Genomic DNA, 19277 nt, shown 5'->3' with positions numbered 1-19277 from the left:
CTAACCCCTTAAAATAGAGTTTCAGCAGCATGGTTGACCATCATTTTTTATGGCCAATGACAGATAAATAGACATTAATTGTTATCATTGCTTAGCCGTGTAATTACTTTGTTTTTGATTGAAATTTAAGTTTTACGAAATGCTTAATAAAGTATAGCGGATTAGCTTATATAGATAATTAGACAGAGGTAGGTAATCTTCCATTTTTATAGACACTTAAGATTTTCTATAAACAGTCTTTAAATCTGAACAGGATATAGTTCATTGTTGCCATATACATCAGCGCCGCGGTGTTTTTTAGATAGTTTGATTTCTTTGCTTAGATTAATAGCTTCATCTTCAACGGATTATTTTGTACCTAGCGTGACTATCGTCGACAGTATCAGTACTGATCGATTACCTTCATTTTTGCACCAGCTTAGCGCCTTATACTCGGGTACCGATCTTACGGGGCAGCTTGAGTTATTGACCTTAATAAGGCGATTATCCAAGTGTTAGCTAAAGAAAAGACTGAAAGGATTTATCTCATGTTGGGTGATCAGCAGAGTATTGATATCTCTGCTTGAGCAACGTATGTTGGCTATTCGTGGGTGACGGATGTTATTTTTAATAATTAACCAAATAAGGAAATAACTAGAATGAGTAGAAGGAATTTTTTGGCCATTATCGTCTTCAATATCGCAACGATTTCACCGGCTATAGCAACTGAACTCGTTGTAACGACCAGTAATTATCCTGTGGTTGAAACTCATCGGCAGATGGCAATTACTCAAACAAATGCGGGTGGCATAAATAAATTTTATCACAAGCGCCAAGTCCCTCCAGTGGATAATCAACCGGTTATTCGCATGAACCGCGATACACTCTATTCAATGGCACTGATAGATACCGTAAAGGGGGCCACTGTGACATTACCTGAGACGGTTGGTCGCTATATCTCACTTATGTATTTAGATGAAAATCATCGTGTCTATGACATGGTTTATACGGCAGGAGAGCATGAGATACCATCTTATACGGATTACATGTATGTATTGGTTCGCATTGGAGTCAAAAGCGGTGATGAGCAAGATCTTGCGGCTATTCATTCAATACAAGATCAAATTAAGCTCTCTGCGACGAGTGCTAGAACATTCGAGCCGATAAAGTACGATCAAGTGTCTTACGACAAGATTCATCATGCAATATTAGAAAGCTTCACTCAGTCAGGGTTGCGTGATACAGAAAAAATGTTCGGAACGTCCGCTTATGTTGAACCGGATAAATATCTGATGGGGACCGCGATAGGTTGGGGAGGGGCTACCTGGAAAGATAATATTTATCAGTTTTCTAAGTTTTACGAAGGGGCTGAGTGCCAAGCAACAACTTTTGACGATCCTGATAATGTTGGTGGCTTCTGGTCGATTACTGTTTACGACAAAGCTGGCTTTATGTTTAACGACGTTGCAAACATCAATTCAGAAATCGCTGAACGCAACAAGGATGGTAGCTTTACGGTCCACTTTGGCTGTAATGACAAAATAAACAATATTCCAATTGAGAATGCGTCTGGAGTGTGGAATGCGGCTATGCGACATTACACGCCCTCTAAAAAAGTCATCAGTGGTAGCATAAAACCCATGGATTCAATTTATCCCGTTCAATAGTTGTGAGCAACGTATGCAGTCGCACAAGAAGGTTATGTGCGACTGGTGCGAGCGTTAATGCCGAAGTTGTTAATATTGGCCTACATTCAATGGCTAAATGCTCTGTTTTGATAAGGTAATAGCAATAGCTAACGACTTTCTAGCGACGAGCTATCAATACTGAACCCTTCTTTTGGCCCGCCCTTTAGCTCACTTTGCGGAGTAAAGTGTTGGTGATAGGCAATCATAAAGTCTTCTCTTATCAGCTGCTCTAAGTGCATGGCGCGCTCAGTGGGGCAAAAAATCATGATATGCACATTTTGCTCGCCAGTTGGGCCACTATTGATATGAATATGCGGTTCGCTGCCGGGTAAGTCGACACCAGCATGCTTTTCTATTACACCGTTATAGCGCTTGGCCACTTCAATAAAGTCTTCACAGTGTTGTTCTATTTGAAGGGTTAACGCAGGAAACAGCGGGTAGAGATTAACGAACTCAACCACGGTAATCGTAATACTATGGTAAACATAGCGCTTCATAAAGTTGAGGTTTTTGACCGCATAGGTAAAAAACATACTGTTAGGCAGCGTGGCGGTTTTACCGGTGAAATGATATTGACCATGGTGCAGATCGATCTCTTGGATCACCGTGGCCATTAAATTGTGTTCAATCACTTCACCGTATATTTTTCCGACTTCAATCCAATCCCCAATCACAAATGAACGTGAACTCGCACGCTGTATGGAGCCAGTAAAGCAAAGAATAATCTCCTTTGATGCTACCACCAACGCAATTGCAATCGCCGTTACCGACAGGGCAAACTTGCTGACTTCGGTTTGCCACAGCATGAATAGAATAATGACAATGAGAAAGAAGGTGCTGTTTTTAGTGCGTGACATCCATTTACGTTGCACATCAGAAAGAAAAGCAACATCGCCACGAATGCGTGCAATGATAAAACGCTTTATGACTGAGATAGTCATTATGATTAACACGGTTAATAATAATTTGTGTTCGAAAAGGAAATCGACTGCTAATGCTATGTTATCCACTTATTTTGTTACCTTTATTTTTGTTTATTATGCTGCTGGATGACGGTTTTCTGTGCCAATACTCTATGGGGAATATAGCCAGAAAACAAGATGATTAACACAGCACTTATAACGGGGGATAATTGAAGCAGGAGCGAGTCGAGATACAAAGTCATAGGCGCTAGCAGTTATAGGATTAAACTGTTAAGCCAGAACGACTCTAGCTTAACAGTGGTATAGCGCTTTATATAATTGTGCGTTTAATCTACCTAATTTAATCGTGTTCTCTAATCTAATAACGTCCAGTGACTCTTCTGGCGTTATTAGATTAATGCGACTGTTTATAAACCGTTGTGATATTGCAGTACAGTCGATTGCGGCACCATGTTGTCGAGTGTTGCAACCGCTGCCGATTGGCCATCGAGGAGCTGCTCGAACTGTTTGATTAACACTGCTTTATCAGGTGAGGGCTTATCACCGGCGCCAATGTTGGTTAGATCAATCATAAAGCCATCAAACAGATTGGCGAGATCGTCAATGATCTCAGTATTTAAGAATTGATCTTGATTGTAAATACTTGGATAACCGGCTTTTTGCTTATCAATAGCAAACTCGTCACCTTTAAGATTGGTGATGCTGGTCGATTTGTCGCAAGACAGCATACAGCCGTTATCGATACGCGGTTTTTCACAACCGACACTTTGCTGGAAGAAGCACTGTCTGCTGGCCATCAGCAAGATGGGGTGATAGATGCTGTAAAACATCTTGAAGTTCTTAGGCCTAGCAATATGCTTGATCTGCTGCTGGTTTATCTCATTTGAGATAAAGGCGCCGTGGCAGTCAAACTGCTCCTGCATCGCTAGCAGTGCATAAGAGTTGGTGGTGTTTAAAAATGGCCCTGCAATCCACTTGATGCCGAGTTCAAAGGCACGATGTGCAATACCGGTATTGTTGGTCACAATCAGCTCAGGTTTTACCTGCTCTAAAATGTTTAAGGCCACATCATAGTCTTTACCGATTAATACCGATGGGAACCAGGGGATCAATCGCGGGTTTTGCTGCAGAAAACTCACATACTGAGTGCAGCCACGCTTATAGGCATCAGGCAGCTTGAAATAGATATCGGCTTCAGTGTTATCTGCTAATGCCACATCGGCCTCATCACAGATCAAAATAGATAACTCAGCCCGTAGACTCTCGCTGCCATCACGCTTGAGCGGTTTTGGGTGCTTAGTGAGCTTAGGCAGCTCAACAGCAGGCAGTACCGGCGTACCATGGTTGAGTGTTAACAGCAGCTGTTTTTTAAGGGTAGTGAGCTCTTTAAAGGGAATACTTAACCCTGTGGCTAAGTCATCAATTACTATCGGCTTGAGTGCGAATTCTGCATTGTTGAGACTCTTAAAGCGTTTTTCAATGGCGCCAAGGTCAATACAGGCATCGTCGCTTTTAGTCAGTAAACTGCGTGAATGCAGCACAAATGAACGTGGCTCAAGCTCGGTTTTACCGACAACGAAATCGAGACTAGTCACCTTAATCGATAGTGGGGTATCTAGCTGACCCGAAAACGCCAGAGTGAGTGGCAACTTATCAATCGTCAGGTGCTTAATCTTATCATCTACACTGGCTTGAATTTGACTCTTTTCGACTTGCAGCGCTTGCTCTGCATCGTGAATTTGTACCACTGAAATAGACTGGCTACCGTTTTGAGTCAGCTTGTCTTTGAGATGGTTTTTCGAGTTATCACGTGGATTGTCGATAAACATCGATTGGTTCAAGTCACCCTTTAAGAATGAGTTGGTGAGATCGCGGTTAAACACTTTATATAAGCGCTCGCCATCTTCCAGCAATTCACCGGTTTTGAGGTAGCCATCAATCTGTTTTCGGAAGCTATCAATGACAGTATGAACGTAGCTGGCGCCTTTAATACGGCCTTCAACCTTAAACGAATGTACGCCGGCTTCAATCAGCGCAGGTAGGTCAAAGAAAGCTGAATTGTCTTTAATGTTGAGCGGGAAGTTATGACCCGTCTCAGTGGTTTCATACTCTTCACGGCAAGCTTGGCTACAACGGCCACGATTGCCGGAGTTACCGACGCTGGCGGAAGTGGAATAACATAAGCCTGAGAAAGCGATGCACAGTGAGCCATGAACAAACACCTCGGTGGTAATGTCATGTTCTCGGCCAGTGGCTGTCAGCTCGGTGATTTCCCGCAGGTTAAGCTCTCTAGAGAGGTTAACCCTTGATGCACCCAATTTCTTTAGAAAAGGCAGCTGGCCGCGGTTATGCGTTGTGAGCTGAGTGGATGCATGCACATCCAGTGTCGGAAAGTGCTGTTTAATTAGCTGGAACATGCCAATATCTTGCACTATCACACCGTCTAATGTGGTGTTGGCAAGCTTGCTGAGTAGCTTGGCTAGTGTTTTGAATTCGTTTTCTAAAATCACGATATTCAATGTGAGAAAAATCTCACATTGATACTGGTGTGCTAAACGAATGATCCCAACAAGTTCCTCAAAGGAAATATTAGCGGCACGGTTACGCGCATTAAAGGTGTCTAAGCCACAATAAACAGCATCGGCTCCGGCAATAATTGCCGCTTTAATCGCATTGATATCTCCGCCTGGTGCTAATAATTCAATCTTTGGATCCATGGTTACAACTTGTTGTCAGAAATTTAATGGGGGGATGTTACCCGTATATTTTGTGAATGAATATCGTTAAAGTAAATTATTCGCATTTGATAATTGAGCTGATTGAGCAACAATGAACAAAATCATGGCATTACCCGTACTGTATTCCTTGAGAAATTGCCCCTACGCGATGCGCGCTAGATTGGCCATTTATGCATCCGGCCAGCAAGTACAACTGCGCGACTTAGTGCTAAGCAACAAACCCGCAGAGATGCTAGAGGTATCCCCAAAAGGTACGGTACCGGTTTTGGTGACCTCGAATGGTCAAGTGATTGAAGAGAGCTTAGAGGTGATGTTATGGGCATTTGAGCAAAGTGACCCCGATGATTTTTTAGACAAAGCAAACCAGAACGTACTTGATGAGATGCTTGGGATTATCGCGATATTTGATAATGAATTTAAAGGCCATTTAGAGCATTACCGCGCCGCTAAACGCTATCATGAACCGACATTGCCAGAGCATAGGCAAGCGTGTGAAAGCTACCTTGTTCAGCTTGAGCAAAGGCTCTGTCAGCAAGAGTATCTAATGTCAGATAAGCCTACTATTGTAGACTTAGCTCTAGTGCCCTTTATTCGACAGTTTGCCCGTGTTGAACGCCAATGGTATTTACAATCACCTTATCCAAAGCTCAGGCAGTGGCTCAATACTTATTTACAGAGTCGAATGTTCAGTAAAGTCATGACCAAATATCCAATGTGGTTAGACTCAAAAGAGGTCGTTGTTTTTGGTGAACATTAGTCTTACGCTAGAAAGTAAGCGATAAAATTATACTCAGTAGAAGGAGGCACCATGTTTGGTCCAAATCCAAATGATAAAGAGCCTATGGAGGGGTTTCCTCAGGTAGGGTTTCTAAAAAATTTCATCGAAAGTGACAATATCATTGTTGGTGACTATACCTATTTTGATGATCCGGACGGGCCAGAGCACTTCGAAAAAAACGTCTTATATCATTTTCCTTTTATCGGCGACAAACTCATCATAGGTAAATTTTGTGCGATAGCTAAAGATGTAAAGTTTATCATGAACGGAGCCAACCATAAGGTGGATGGCTTCTCCACCTACCCATTTCAGATTTTTGGTAACGGCTGGGAAAAGGTGACGCCTAATGCAGGGGATCTCCCCTATAAAGGCAATACCGAGATTGGCCATGATGTCTGGATAGGCTACGATGCCACTATTATGCCGGGAGTTAATATTGGACATGGCGCAATTGTAGCCAGTAAGTCAGTAGTGACGAAAGACGTGCCGCCTTATTGTGTGGTGGGAGGGAACCCTGCGATGGTGATAAAACAACGATTCGAGCAGGGCACTATTGAACAGCTATTAGCGATTGCTTGGTGGGATTGGCCAATAGAGAGAATATCGGTGCATTTATCTGCAATAGTCGGCGCAGATCTAAGCGCACTGGCGAATACAGCTGAAGAAAAATAAAAGAAATAGGTCGTTTTGTGTCTGAAGAGAATCGGAGCTAAGGTTAAGCTGGTTTTTAGAGCGGTTCAAGCTGAGGGCTGCGAAAGCTGTCTAGAGTCTTTTGTGCGGTAATGATAGGGCTGACGATGAAGTGGTAGTCGCTAGAACTCAACAACAGCAATCGAATAAGAACCACAAAAGAATAGTCAAAGGAGCAAACTGATATGTACGCAGGACAGTGCTTATGTGGCGAAATTAAAGTACAAATAGTGGGTAGTATTACCGACATCATTCATTGTCATTGCTCGTTATGTCGTAAAAACAGTGGCACAGCGTTTGCGACCAATGGTTTTGTACAGAGCAATGCATTTACTATTTTAACTGGTGAGAGTCTGCTCACTACTTTCTCTTTTAAGCCTGGTCGTCATCGCCATTTTTGCAGTCGATGTGGTTCACCAATCTACAGTTCAAATGAACAAGACCCTAGCCGTATTAGAGTCCGTCTTGGCTTACTTGATTCTGATATTATAGAACGGCCGTTATCCCACAATTTTGTGACGTCAAAAGCAAATTGGGAAGATTTAGATGCTAACCTACCAAGGTACCAGGCGTTTGAGCCCAGCCGCAGCTAATGCAGATTAACGCGAAAAAAGGAATGATTTAAATGGAAGTAAGATTAGCCACTCAGAATGATATGCCAGCCTTTTTTGAATACCTTAATCGGCAACTACAAGAAAATGGTGTTGATGATTCTCCGGTGTTTCAGCCCTTATCTCGAGCCCAATCCGAGTCGCAGATGACGGATGCAATGAAGCGCCGTTTTTCAGAGGGTATTGAGCGTGAAATAGGCCAGAGTGGCTGGCGTAGAATGCTACTTGCTTTCTCTGAGGTACAGGGCAATGTTGTCGAGGGTGAGACCGTTGATGGAGAAGAGAGCAAGATTATTGGGCATATTGATATTCGACCGCACTCAGAGTCTCATACCGAACATCGGGCGCTATTAGGCATGGGCGTTGATTTATCAGTAAGAGGCAAGGGGCTTGGGCGCAAGCTTATTGAGTCGATTGAGAGTTGGACCTTACAAAACACTGGCCTTGAGTATATCGATTTATGGGTGTTGTCGAATAACCTTGCCGCGATTAAACTCTACCAACGCAGTGACTTTATTAAGTGCGGTGAAATAACCGATATGTTCAGAATTGATGGAAGAGCACTGGCTTACAGTATGATGTGTAAGCCGTTAGCGGATAATCAGCATAAGTGAGCATCAGTCACCTGCCATTTGTGATGTAACAAAGACTGCTCTAATAGAGGTTATTGATCTAGCAAACAGGCGATAAACGTATAACGTAATAAAGCGATAAGCATAAAAAAGCCTAGAGAAGACTCTAGGCTTTTTTGCTTAATGGCATATTGCCAGTCTTAAGCTAAGGTGCCGCGTTAGAAAGTGTAGCTTATACCAAATTTAACTGTTCTTGGTTTACCTACGTTCACTTCACCGTTTTCACCGCCACCTAAGTAGTCAGTATCAAATAGGTTTTCGATATTCACTCTAAGCTGTAGATCTTGGCCTGCCACTGGAATAGCATAACTAATGCCGGTATCAATGCGAGTATATGCATCCTTCTCGAAGGTATTAGCGGCATCGCCAAAGCGTTCGCCCTCGTAGAATGCGCCTAAGTTAACGGCCATTCTGTCATTAAGTGAATATTTAGCCCAAATAGAGGCGGTCCACTCAGGGACATCTTCAGGGCGGTTACCATTATATTCATCACGTGATTCAAATTCAGCATCGAGATACATGACCGAGGTGATCAAAGAAAGGTCATCGTTTATTTGGCCCATAGCACCAAACTCGAAACCTTTATGACGTTGCATACCACCTTGAGTGGTAATTGGATCATCTGAAGTTCCTTCATTGATGAGAATATTTTCACGTTCAATGTTGAACACTGCAGCGTTTAAGCGGATCTTACCTGACAGCAACTCCCATTTAGTCCCCAGCTCTAGCATTTTTCCTTTAATAGGATCGAGCTCTAAGCCATAACTGCCATCTTCATCGTCAAGTACGCTGCCCTGTGGCTCAAAACTCTCGCTGTAGTTGGCATAAATAGACGCATTATCGACTGGATGATAAATGACACCGAACTTTGGTAATGCTGAACTATTGTCAGCATCTGTTTTATCTTGTTGGTCGTAGCGCACACCTAATAACACTTGCCACTCATCATTAAGTGAAATTAAATCTTGAGCAAACACGCCGTAGTATTGGTATTCTTCGCTAGAGGCTTTGGCATCAGCATAATCTAGATCTTGCTGAGGAACGGTTAACCCAGTGCCGATGTTAGCATCAAAACTATCGCCTTTAACTTTTAGCGAGCTGTATTGGTGATCAACATAGTTGCCGCCGAAAAGTAGATCATGCTGCATTCCCGCTAGCTCAATTGAACCGACAACATCGAAGTAAAACGCTTGTTGTTGCCAATCTTCAAGCTTGTTGTAAGGCTTGTTTTTATAGCTGCCAGTGTCAGGATCATAACTGCCGGTCTGTGGTTTACTTTCCCAACGCTCACGTTCGTTGTGTTGTTTGTTATAACCTGCCGCGAGCTCCCAATCATCGGAGAGCTGATAGCTAATATCGGCCCCATAGTTTTCGCTTTGAGCATCAATCTTGGTCCAAGGCATGTCCCAAATCATCTCGTCGCCACCGACAACATCACCATTATCGTCAATTAAGGCACCGCTGTCTTGGCCTGCCAGTTCATCTGATTTGTCATAGTGCAAAGAGAGGGTTAGATTGTCGCCGATATCAAAATCGGTCATCAAACTACCCACTAGGAAGTCACTTTCTGCCGCGTCTCCATCTTGGTATTCACGCCAGTTTTTATTTTGCTCTTTCTCAAGTACGGCGCGATAACGAATAGTTTGCTCTTCATTTAAGCTGCCACCAGCATCGAGTGATCCCCGAATAGAGCCATTCTCATCGCCCTTAAGACCCATGGTTAAGAATGAATCATAAGTGGGCTTTTTAGTCACTAAATTGACTAGACCACCAGGTGTTGATTGTCCGTAGAGTAGACTCGATGGGCCTTTTAACACTTCTACATTCTCAACTAATGCCATCGGTAATCTGTACTTAGAAAAGTGCTGGTGGCCATCTTTAAGCAGGTTAGTGCTTTCATCCAAACTAAAACCACGCAAGCTAAAGCGTTCTCTATCTGTGGTTACGCGACCAATTGACACACTGGCATCATTTTTAAGGGCATCACCTAATGTGCGTACTAATTGATCATCCATTATCTCTTTAGGAATAACCACCACTGACTGGGGCGTGTCTAGTAATGACACATCTGAGCGCATGGCCCCATGAGCTTGATCGGTTTTGTAATGCTGTTGGTGACCCATCACGGTGATGACTTCGATGTTGGCATCATCTACGGTCGTTGCCATCGCAGCGCCTGAGTGCAAAATGCCAGCAATAAGTGCGGTAATTAGCTTTACTTGGGTATTCATATGGTCAGCCTTTATAGCTCTTTGCGATGACAGCTCTTACGTAAGCCAATCCCGATATTCCGTATCAAATGTTAAGCGCAGGTTAGAGTTAATTTGGTTATGTTGTGTAAGATTCTCAATTAGGCATGGATGGTAATGAGAATGTCTATCAATATCAAACACATTTGATTATTAAGTAAGCACTTGAACGGGCTGATGATAATTATTGTGAAGCCTGTCACTCGGGGTATTATTTAATGTTAAAGATGTTTATTGGCGTAAGGCCAACCGTGGCGGGGGCTGTGGCTAGGTTTGCTTGAACAGCATTGAGCGAAAACGTTCTGTTGAATATTAATGAATATTAACTGAAACTTAAACCTGACAGTTTATACTGGTTTTTTCTAGTAGCAGTTTGATAGCAGCGTTGTTCCAAGTTGCTAGCAATAATATAACTAAAATGGTGGCTTTAACGGGCGTTTGTACTTTAGGTCATCAATTACCTTTATGACAACTCAGCAATGTTAGGGCGTTAGGAATACCGTATGAGTAATAAAATGAATAATAAAGTAGCCAATGAATTGGTTGAACACCAAGTTTGGGATAAACCTGTGCGTGTTTTTCATTGGGTCAATGTCGTGCTAATCACAGCATTAATGTTTGTCGGTTTAATTATGCTATTTAAGTCTGAACTTGGGATCAGTGGTTTGGCTGCAAAGATTAAACTTAAAGAGTTACACACCATTATTGGCTATATGTTTGCCGTTAATTTGATCATCAGGTTAGTGTGGGGCGTTGTCGGCACTGGATTTGCTAAATTTTCCACAATGCGTCCCAAAATAAGTGATGTAACTGCCTATAGACACCGTTTGAGTAAAGGCGAAAATCCGCAATATATAGGGCATAATCCTATCGGAAAGTTCGCTGTTGTAGCAATAATGACTCTGCTGGTGGTGATTATGACGACGGGGTTGATGCGTGCGGGAACCGACATCTATTATCCGCCTTTTGCGGGAGTGGTTACTCGTTACATCGCCGCTGATAACGTCGATCCTACCACCATAAAAGCCTATGACGATACTGGAGTGAATCTCGATAAAAAAGCCAGTATGAAGCCTTATAAGAGTCTTGCTGGCGACATTCATCTCTACAGTGTTTATCTATTAATGTTGCTTATCTTGCTGCATATCATCGGTGTTGTATTGGCTGAAGTACGTCATCAACCAGGTATTATTTCAGCGATGTTTTCTGGCAAGAAAAGAATCGCGGGTAAGTGCGAAGACAGGACTGATTAAACAATAATCATTGAGACGGTACTGATTAAAATCGTACAGACTTAGAACGACTTTAGTGTTAATGATTAAAGCCACTTTCTAAAATAGAACGTGGCTTTTTTGTCTCTATAGTCAACTTAAAAGTGCGGACGATAAGCTTGTGGTAGTTCAAAGACTTTATCTTGTTGAGTGATAGGGCAGATAAAGTTTAAATAGCATGAGGTGAGCTGTAAATTTGGCGTCGCTTCACTGCCATTGCCGTGTAATCTATCGCCCACCACCGGGTGCCCGATACTTGCCATATGCACCCGTATTTGGTGTTTTCGGCCAGACTCAATCTTCACCTGTACTTTAGATTGATTTAGCTCGGCGTTGTATTCAAGTCGGTGGGCGTATGACAGCGCCGACTTACCATCAACTTCGCTGTCGATAGTGACCTTTGCGGCAGAAAACTCGCCCTCTACGATCACCTGATAATATTTATCTAATGCGCGTGTTTCAAATAACTTAGCAATGGCGGCAGTGATCTTTTTACTGTGGCCCAATACGATAAGCCCAGTTGCAGCAAGATCGAGCCTATGGATAATATAGGCGCTACGAGCAGGCTCTAGGTGAGTCTCGGCAAAGCGATTAATCGTGCTATGGTCGCTCCACTTAGAACCTTGGCAGCGCATGCCAAATGGCTTAAACCATACACTGTATTGACCTTCGTCAAATAATAACTCAGCCGCGTCGACTTGTTCGTCTAACACTGCTTGATTGTAATAGAGGTGCACCTCATCGCCTTGATTCAACGCTTTTTTGGCGCGTCTTAAGCGATTAGTTTGTTTACCGTGAGTAAGCCAAACAGCGCCTTTTTGCATTGCCTGTTTTATTGTCTGTTTACTGAGTTCAGTTTGTTGTGACAGCAGACTCACCGCATCAATTTCGGGATCTGTGACCTTGATATGGCATTCAGTTTTAAGCAGGCTCATTTTTCTATTACGCAGTCATCAATGTTTGTGCGGCCATTTTACACTATCAGTGACCTTCGCTGCGACCACTATCTATTGGCTGTGTTTACCAATTGTAATGCGTATTGGAATTTGGACGGTTGATAAATGAGTCGCGTTGAGCGGACATTTACTTGATGTAAAAACTTTAATGCAAATTATCTTGTTCTCTGTTTGGGCTAGGCTTAGTGTGGATACTAATCGTTTTCAATTGCAGTAGCCGTTTATGCTTATCGAGTATTGAGCATAAAACTAATAACGGTTATCTAGCGGGTACAAACTGGAGTGAACCATGGATACGCAGTTAAAATTTAGAGTACAGCATTGGCTTAAGAATGACCCTGACCCACTAATGCGTGCAGAGCTACAAGCCTTGATTGACGCGGGTGACGAACAAGCTATCACTGCTCGCTTTGCTGGGCGTTTAGCATTTGGTACCGCAGGGCTTAGAGGCGTAGTGGGCGCAGGACCGACTCGGATGAACCGTTTAGTTGTACAGCAAACATCTGCAGGGCTGGGGAAGTATTTAATGGCACAAGTCAGTGACATTGCCACGCGCGGTGTAGTGATTGGATATGACGGCCGCCATGACTCACAACAGTTTGCTGAAGATGCCGCCGGTGTGCTGTGTGGATTAGGGATTAAGGTTTACCTTACGAAAAAAATTGCCGCGACCCCACTCGTCGCATTTGGTGTGCTACACCTTGGTGCAGCCGCTGGCATTGTGGTGACAGCCAGCCATAACCCCCCGCAATACAATGGTTATAAGGTGTATTGGGGCAATGGCGCGCAAATCATCCCACCGCATGACAGTGGTATCGCGGCGTGTATTGAAAAGGCCGCCAACGAGCAGATAAAGGTCACCTCATTAGATGACGCATTAATCGCGGGTCATTTACAGATTTTGTCAGATGATTTTTATCAGGCTTATCGTGATGGTGTGCATCAATCACCGGTATTACAACATCAAACAGCGCCAGAGCAGGTGAGTCTCGCCTACACCGCTATGCACGGCGTGGGCAATGAAATGGCACTTGATGTGCTCAAAGACGCTGGCTTTACCAAGGTCTATTCTGTCGCGGCTCAAGCGCTGCCCGATGGTGATTTTCCAACGGTAAACTTTCCAAACCCTGAAGAGAAGGGGGCGATGGATATGGTGATGGCGGAGGCTAAAAAGCACAACGCAATGTTAGCTTGTGCCAACGATCCAGATGCTGACCGCTTTGCCGTTGCTGTCCGTAAATCGGATGGTGATTACCAAATGCTGACTGGCGATCAAGTCGGGGTGTTATTTGGCCACTATCTACTGACACATGCACCCGATAATCAGCGATTCACGTGCACCACGATTGTGTCATCGAGTCTTTTATCTAAAGTTGCCACCAGTTTAGACGCGACTTGTCGCACAACGTTAACCGGCTTTAAGTGGCTGACCAATGTCGGTATGACCGAACAAACAGACGATAATCGATTTTTGTTTGCCTATGAAGAAGCGCTCGGTTACACGCTTGGCACCATGGTGTGGGACAAAGACGGTTTATCAGCATTAGTTGGCTTTGCACAGTTGACCGCAGAGCTTGCAAGCAAAGGGCTAACGATTTGGGATAGATTAGAGTCAATATATCAACAGCATGGGTTCCATCTTAATAGCCAGGTAAGTATTGCGCTAAAACCGACAACGCCCAATATTGGCGCTTATTTACGTGACAATCCACCACAATCGATAGCAGGCCACAAAGTGGTGTCGACCGACGATATCAGCCTAGGTAAGCGATTGTTTGCAGACGGAGGCGAGGAAGATATTAGTTTGCCTGCCAGTGATGTACTCATCTATCGCCTTGATAATGACGCCAGAGTCATTGTTAGGCCATCAGGCACTGAGCCAAAAATTAAGTGTTACTACGAAGTGGTAGTGGCAATGACGGCTAGCGATACGCTAGCTACAGCTCAATTACGGGCGCAAGTTGAAATGGATGAATTTATCCAAGCGCATCAAGCGTCACTCCCTAAGTAGTGGGTTAAAAGTAAATTTCGATGAACAGTCTATAAAGCCACCGAAAGGTGGCTTCTTACTTTTAAAATAGTGGTTATGCGAGTGTCAGCTCAACAGAGTTTGATGCAGTTGGTCTAAATTGAAATTGGACAGAGATGAGATAGCTTAGCAGAACAACTTGGGAATAATTGGGAGTCATCCCGGCAAGGCTTCTGGGCTGGGATCTAGTGCCATTACCTAAAACATCTACTTATGATGGAAAGCAGCTCATCCACTATGTTCCTTTGCAAGCCGCCGTGAATACCTCCATGTAGGCTCTGCTGAAAAATCCCTTTTTCAGAAGCTTGCACGTTCCACAGCAGATGATCTGCCAGCGAGTTCAGAGTAGCGTCTAGCTCATTTCTGGACATTAACAGTTTAGGGCTTGGGCTTTAAATCGGTTAGTTTGCATTACAAAAAGTATGACTGAATTGAGATTAACGCCCCAAATTATCGGTATTGTTAGCTATTTTTTCTGTATAAGAACCGTGGGTAAGGCAGAATATTAACATCAGATTTCACAAGCTCACTCTGCGCATTTCTGCCAATCCATTTTGCAGACTTACTTTCGAACATAGGGATTCTATTCGCAACTATGATAGCCGCATTATTGAGGTCGGTGTTTCGCTTGCCAATATTGCGAAGCGTCAAATTTACGGCCTTTTTAACATAAATCCTGTTGTCAGTTGGTTCTTTCTCAATAACAACTATGATCGGGCTTAGAAATCCCAATTGAGGTTTCAGAATCGATATTTGATCTAGTCACATGTGGTAGATGTAGGTGTGATTGTTTGAAATGCAAAGACGTGAGCTTTGTAATGTAGGTGAACTCGCATACTTTCAAGCGTTTTCTTTACAGAATAAGCATTTTTTGAGTAATAAAAACATAAATAAGTTTCATGACATCAGTTAGCATTTTTTAATTCAGTTTTGCGAATTACCGTCATTGTTTCCAACCAAATACTTACCCCATTTCCAGTTGGAAATATTGGCAAAAACATATTAAGTAATTGTTACGTAACACATCTTTTGTTTTCAATACCCCCCCACTTTTACATAAATAAAATCCCATTTAGGATGGGGGTATTTTCGGCATTATGCTACATTCGTATAAAACTTTTTTGTGGGCGTTATTGCTATATTTCACGCTGTGAAACTAAAAAGGCCTTTTGCTTGATTAAGTGTGGTTATAATATGTATAACGCGGTCATATCTGGGGTTGATTATAAAAAGGCACCTTGGTGATTATTAACCCCATTTCATAGTGACGCTTTTGGCTATTCATTGTTTTGCTATTAACGTTCATGATTTGTTGAGTTTATTGTGATGTTTTAATTAATATATACAACAGGACAATTGCGGCGCTGCGACGTATATAAAGCTGTTATAAAAACGAGAGAAATATGAAATTCAATTTTATACGATATGAGGTTGAAAAATGAAGGACGGTCTGCAACATGAAGCCTACCAAATGGTCCTCTTTAACGCCTTAGCGACCACCGGGAGTCTCACTAAGGCTGCTGAGAAGCTCGAAGTCTCTGTATCTCACGTCAGTAAGCAACTGCATATTCTGGAAGAGAAGCTTAACGTTCAACTCATCAATCGCAGCACCAGAAGTCTCGCTCTGACTCAAGAAGGCAAAGATTTTGCCGATTATTGTGATCAGATTGTAGGTTTGATCCATAGCGCCAACACACTGATGACGGACTCCAGAGATGAGGTTTCCGGAAATGTTCGCCTGGCACTCTCTTGCTCATTTGGCACTCTGCACGTGTTACCGGCATTAGATGATCTTCAGAAAAAATATCCTTCACTCACTACCGAAGTCAGCCTGTTTGATTATAAGGTCGACATGTTAGAGGAGGAGATCGACCTCTGGTTCACCACTTTTGAAGAGATCAATGCCGGTTATGTCGCACAAAGAATCGTCGATACACACTTTATACTATTGGCATCCCCTGACTACATACAAGAACATGGCGCGCCGACACACCCTTACGATTTAGAGGGGCATAATTGCGTCACCTACCACAGTAAGAATCGCAGCTACACTCACTGGCTATTTGCAAAAGATGAAGAACAGCTTGATGTACAGGTCTCAGGGAATTATCGGGTAGACAAGGCCGAAGCCATTCGTGACGCCGTTCTGGCGGGCAGAGGCATAGGCTATATCGCCAGTTACCTGTTAAGCGATGAGCTGGAGAGCGGAAAACTCATTCCGCTGATGTCAGACTGGAAACCAACGCAAAAGATGCCTGTCTATGCCGTTTACCCGAAATACCAACACCTCCCGGTTCGACTGAAAACCATCATAGATTTTGTCAAACAGGTCATAGGCCAACCGCCCTACTGGGACAAAAACTTATCAAAATGTCTTAAGCGTTAACCATTAAATCAAACTAAGTACTCACTATTCACTACATTGGGTGGCAGCAAAATCAGACTCACTTGCCACCCTTACGTTCTCCCTATTCTTTCGCTACCAGCTCCGTGTACATAATTCTTTTTATACAGCCGTTCTTTTCTCTCCTCAAACAGTATTGTTAAACCCTGATTAAGTGACTTAATACTAATCGGTATAAAGTTTTTCTCTTCTCAGATGGAAAAACTGTTTCAAGTGATTGGCAGTAGATGTAAACAGTCAACTTTAATACCATATTGTTATCGACGGGATATTTAATTTCTGCAAATAGGATGAAACTAAATATCTATTATCTTATTTACGATGAATTACGTATATAAATCATCGAGAAAATAGATCTCGACCAATAATTTAAAAACACAATCTTTTAATCATATTTATAGAGGTGACTAATGTCAGTCGTTAATAAAAGCGAAAGAACCAATGGAATTAAGCAGTATCATATCGGCATGGTTGAGGGAGACGTCGCCGAATACGTTTTGCTCCCAGGCGACCCATTCAGAACAGACATCATCGCCCAATATATGGATGATGTAGAGCTGGTTGCTCATAAGCGCGAGCATAAAACTTATACCGGTTATTACAAGGGGGTCAGAGTCTCAGTTACATCAACTGGCATGGGCTGCCCATCTACCGCTATCGCAGCTGAAGAGCTAGCTAACATCGGCGCCAAGGTATTCATCCGTTTGGGAAGCTGTGCTGCGCTGCAAGACGATATCAATATTGGCGATTTAGTTATCACCACCGCAGCGATGAAGAATGAAGGTACATCAAAATTTTATGTACCGGACAATCTACCGGCCGTCGCCGATCTTGAGGTTACATCCGAGCTGATCCGCGTCGCTAAAGAGATGTCTATCGGTGAATACTATCAGGTTCACTGGGGGATCAGCTCAACTGATGACTCATTTTACGGTGAGACCCCTGAATGGATCCAGAAGCTTATCGATCTGAATTTGAAGAATATTGAAATGGAAGCATCGGCACTATTTACCGTCTGTCACCGTCGAGGTTTAAAAGGCGCAACCATCTGTGCGGTAGCCGCGAACCATAAACGAGGCGAAAACTTTTGGGGTAAGCGAAATATTCTACTCGAACAAGGTATCGAGAAGGAAACAGAGGTTGCACTGGAGGCTATCTATCGCTTCCATCATGGAAAAAACCTATTTTAAGCAATAATTCAAACGTGGTGCTTATGCCATAGAAACGGCTTGCAGTCATTTTAATAAAAGCACCATTCTCCATAGTTTAATAAAAGTTTAACTAATGGTTTTATAAAAGGTAAATATAATGAGCTATGAAATTATCGGTTACTTGGGCTCGGCCGTTATTGCAATATCCTTACTGGTCACTAATGTAACCCTACTTCGTTACCTTAATTCAATTGGTTGCGCAATAATGGTGACATACGCACTGTTAATTAGTGCATACCCCGTCGTTCTGATGAACTGTATATGCATTATCATCAACCTCTATCATATAATTAAAGTCGTAAATTTAAATAACCAATTTAGCTCACTATTTAAATTTGGTAAAAAAGATCGAAGTTAAGAGCGAAGTAATACAGTTCCGCTTATCTACATTATTTTCAGTCTTGCGTTCACGTTTGCATTCCGGTTTACGAAGACTTGAAAGATGCTTGCCGTATCCATAGGGTTCTAATGTGCATAATAAGCCGATCCCACAATCGGCTTTGTCATTATCGCTCCTTTGTCTCTTGTCGATAGCTTATGACTAATCAACCTTAAAAGAGGGAGGTTGTATCCAATATGAACTGCACCAGGACATAAGAGATAATCAAATTAGCGATGCCACTACAGTGTGAAACATTGTTTGATTGAAAAAATAACAGCCAGCCATTGTTAATCCTAAGCTTTTTGCTCAATCCAAGTTAGACGTCAAGGCTTTTGTAATGAGGCTGATGACCGTTAATTATTTAAGTTGTTAGTATTGTTGAACTCAAGGGGGGCTTGTTTATATTGTACTATTAACAAGCCATTACTATAAGAGGTTGTATGAAGTGTCCATGCTGTAGTTTTACTCGAAAATGTCACTAAAACATAAAATGTTTGGCACTTCTGATTCAACTTGTGTAAATTGTGGTGGAAATTTGAAGCGTTATGTTAATGTGGCGTGTATTGCATTTATCCCTGTCTTTTTTGTCGGTCACTTTTTTATTAGGCCTCAAGCCGTAAGTTTGGGACTACCAGCTAGCATTGTGACTGGTCTTTTGTGTGTTTTTATTTCTTTGCGATGGAAAAAACGGATTAGAATTTTTATTTTAGGTGGGGAGGGGGAGAATGATTCGCTT

General features: G+C 42.7%; 14 protein-coding genes. 10 read left to right on the top strand and 4 right to left on the bottom strand.

Going from position 1 to position 19277, the window contains the following annotated elements; genetic code table 11:
• Positions 1–638 precede the first annotated feature (638 nt).
• Positions 639–1646, top strand: coding sequence for a DUF1254 domain-containing protein (locus CXF86_RS10570; protein ID WP_101093265.1), 1008 nt, complete (start codon positions 639–641; stop codon positions 1644–1646).
• A gap of 128 nt (positions 1647–1774) precedes the next feature.
• On the opposite strand, the gene CXF86_RS10565 is transcribed toward CXF86_RS10570, so the two are convergent.
• Entirely contained in the window at positions 1775–2677 is a 903-nt protein-coding gene (locus tag CXF86_RS10565) for a mechanosensitive ion channel family protein (protein ID WP_102038936.1), read from the bottom strand.
• A gap of 320 nt (positions 2678–2997) precedes the next feature.
• Entirely contained in the window at positions 2998–5307 is a 2310-nt protein-coding gene (locus CXF86_RS10560; protein ID WP_102038935.1) for a peptidase U32 family protein, read from the bottom strand.
• A 112-nt stretch (positions 5308–5419) separates the two neighbouring features.
• Here CXF86_RS10560 and CXF86_RS10555 point away from each other — a divergent pair, with 112 nt between their 5' ends.
• The 4 genes from CXF86_RS10555 (at position 5420) to CXF86_RS10540 (ending at position 8021) form a co-directional block, all read left to right on the top strand.
• The gene (locus CXF86_RS10555; RefSeq protein WP_180961051.1) at positions 5420–6085 is read left to right on the top strand and encodes a glutathione S-transferase; all 666 of its coding nucleotides are present in this window, start codon (positions 5420–5422) and stop codon (positions 6083–6085) included.
• 51 nt (positions 6086–6136) lie between these two features.
• On the top strand, positions 6137–6778 hold the full coding sequence (locus tag CXF86_RS10550) for a Vat family streptogramin A O-acetyltransferase (protein ID WP_102038934.1): 642 nt from the start codon (positions 6137–6139) through the stop codon (positions 6776–6778).
• A gap of 203 nt (positions 6779–6981) precedes the next feature.
• A complete protein-coding gene (locus CXF86_RS10545) occupies positions 6982–7389 on the top strand; it encodes a GFA family protein (RefSeq protein ID WP_101093257.1) in 408 nt (135 codons plus the stop codon).
• Positions 7390–7421: 32 nt separating this feature from the next.
• Positions 7422–8021: a GNAT family N-acetyltransferase gene (locus CXF86_RS10540; RefSeq protein WP_101093255.1), complete on the top strand. Its 600-nt coding sequence runs from the start codon at positions 7422–7424 to the stop codon at positions 8019–8021.
• Positions 8022–8197: 176 nt separating this feature from the next.
• Here the strand turns inward: CXF86_RS10540 and CXF86_RS10535 are convergent, their stop codons facing one another.
• Complete coding sequence (locus CXF86_RS10535; RefSeq protein WP_102038933.1) at positions 8198–10270, bottom strand: TonB-dependent siderophore receptor; 2073 nt, start codon at positions 10268–10270, stop codon at positions 8198–8200.
• A 521-nt stretch (positions 10271–10791) separates the two neighbouring features.
• Here CXF86_RS10535 and CXF86_RS10530 point away from each other — a divergent pair.
• A complete protein-coding gene (locus tag CXF86_RS10530) occupies positions 10792–11541 on the top strand; it encodes a cytochrome b/b6 domain-containing protein (RefSeq protein ID WP_102038932.1) in 750 nt (249 codons plus the stop codon).
• A 116-nt stretch (positions 11542–11657) separates the two neighbouring features.
• Here CXF86_RS10530 and CXF86_RS10525 read toward each other — a convergent pair whose 3' ends face one another.
• Complete coding sequence (locus tag CXF86_RS10525; RefSeq protein ID WP_101093250.1) at positions 11658–12494, bottom strand: pseudouridine synthase family protein; 837 nt, start codon at positions 12492–12494, stop codon at positions 11658–11660.
• A gap of 310 nt (positions 12495–12804) precedes the next feature.
• On the opposite strand from CXF86_RS10525, the gene CXF86_RS10520 reads away from it, so the two are divergent.
• From CXF86_RS10520 to CXF86_RS22915, 4 genes are all read left to right on the top strand, one after another.
• Positions 12805–14526 carry a phospho-sugar mutase gene (locus CXF86_RS10520; RefSeq protein WP_101093248.1) on the top strand — a complete coding sequence of 574 codons (1722 nt, stop codon included), beginning with the start codon at positions 12805–12807 and terminating at the stop codon, positions 14524–14526.
• Between the two features lie 1456 nt (positions 14527–15982).
• The gene (locus CXF86_RS10510; protein WP_102038930.1) at positions 15983–16930 is read left to right on the top strand and encodes a LysR family transcriptional regulator; all 948 of its coding nucleotides are present in this window, start codon (positions 15983–15985) and stop codon (positions 16928–16930) included.
• Between the two features lie 428 nt (positions 16931–17358).
• Positions 17359–18138, top strand: coding sequence for a nucleoside phosphorylase (locus CXF86_RS10505; protein ID WP_102038929.1), 780 nt, complete (start codon positions 17359–17361; stop codon positions 18136–18138).
• 875 nt (positions 18139–19013) lie between these two features.
• A partial coding sequence (locus tag CXF86_RS22915) for a hypothetical protein (RefSeq protein WP_219622728.1) occupies positions 19014–19277 on the top strand: 264 nt, incomplete at its 3' end.

The organism is Shewanella sp. GutCb (assembly GCF_002836135.1).
GTDB lineage: Bacteria > Pseudomonadota > Gammaproteobacteria > Enterobacterales > Shewanellaceae > Shewanella.
The sequence above is the reverse complement of the archived record's forward strand: the minus strand, read 5'-3'. Positions and strand labels throughout refer to the sequence as shown.

Coding starts and splice junctions, on each gene's coding strand:
- CXF86_RS10550 (WP_102038934.1), top strand. CDS start 6,137: ATGTTTGGTCCAAATCCAAATGATAAAGAGCCTATGGAGGGGTTTCCT.
- CXF86_RS10540 (WP_101093255.1), top strand. CDS start 7,422: ATGGAAGTAAGATTAGCCACTCAGAATGATATGCCAGCCTTTTTTGAA.
- CXF86_RS10505 (WP_102038929.1), top strand. CDS start 17,359: ATGTCAGTCGTTAATAAAAGCGAAAGAACCAATGGAATTAAGCAGTAT.
- CXF86_RS10555 (WP_180961051.1), top strand. CDS start 5,420: ATGAACAAAATCATGGCATTACCCGTACTGTATTCCTTGAGAAATTGC.
- CXF86_RS10520 (WP_101093248.1), top strand. CDS start 12,805: ATGGATACGCAGTTAAAATTTAGAGTACAGCATTGGCTTAAGAATGAC.
- CXF86_RS10570 (WP_101093265.1), top strand. CDS start 639: ATGAGTAGAAGGAATTTTTTGGCCATTATCGTCTTCAATATCGCAACG.
- CXF86_RS10530 (WP_102038932.1), top strand. CDS start 10,792: ATGAGTAATAAAATGAATAATAAAGTAGCCAATGAATTGGTTGAACAC.
- CXF86_RS10535 (WP_102038933.1), bottom strand. CDS start 10,270: ATGAATACCCAAGTAAAGCTAATTACCGCACTTATTGCTGGCATTTTG.
- CXF86_RS10560 (WP_102038935.1), bottom strand. CDS start 5,307: ATGGATCCAAAGATTGAATTATTAGCACCAGGCGGAGATATCAATGCG.
- CXF86_RS10545 (WP_101093257.1), top strand. CDS start 6,982: ATGTACGCAGGACAGTGCTTATGTGGCGAAATTAAAGTACAAATAGTG.
- CXF86_RS10525 (WP_101093250.1), bottom strand. CDS start 12,494: ATGAGCCTGCTTAAAACTGAATGCCATATCAAGGTCACAGATCCCGAA.
- CXF86_RS10510 (WP_102038930.1), top strand. CDS start 15,983: ATGAAGGACGGTCTGCAACATGAAGCCTACCAAATGGTCCTCTTTAAC.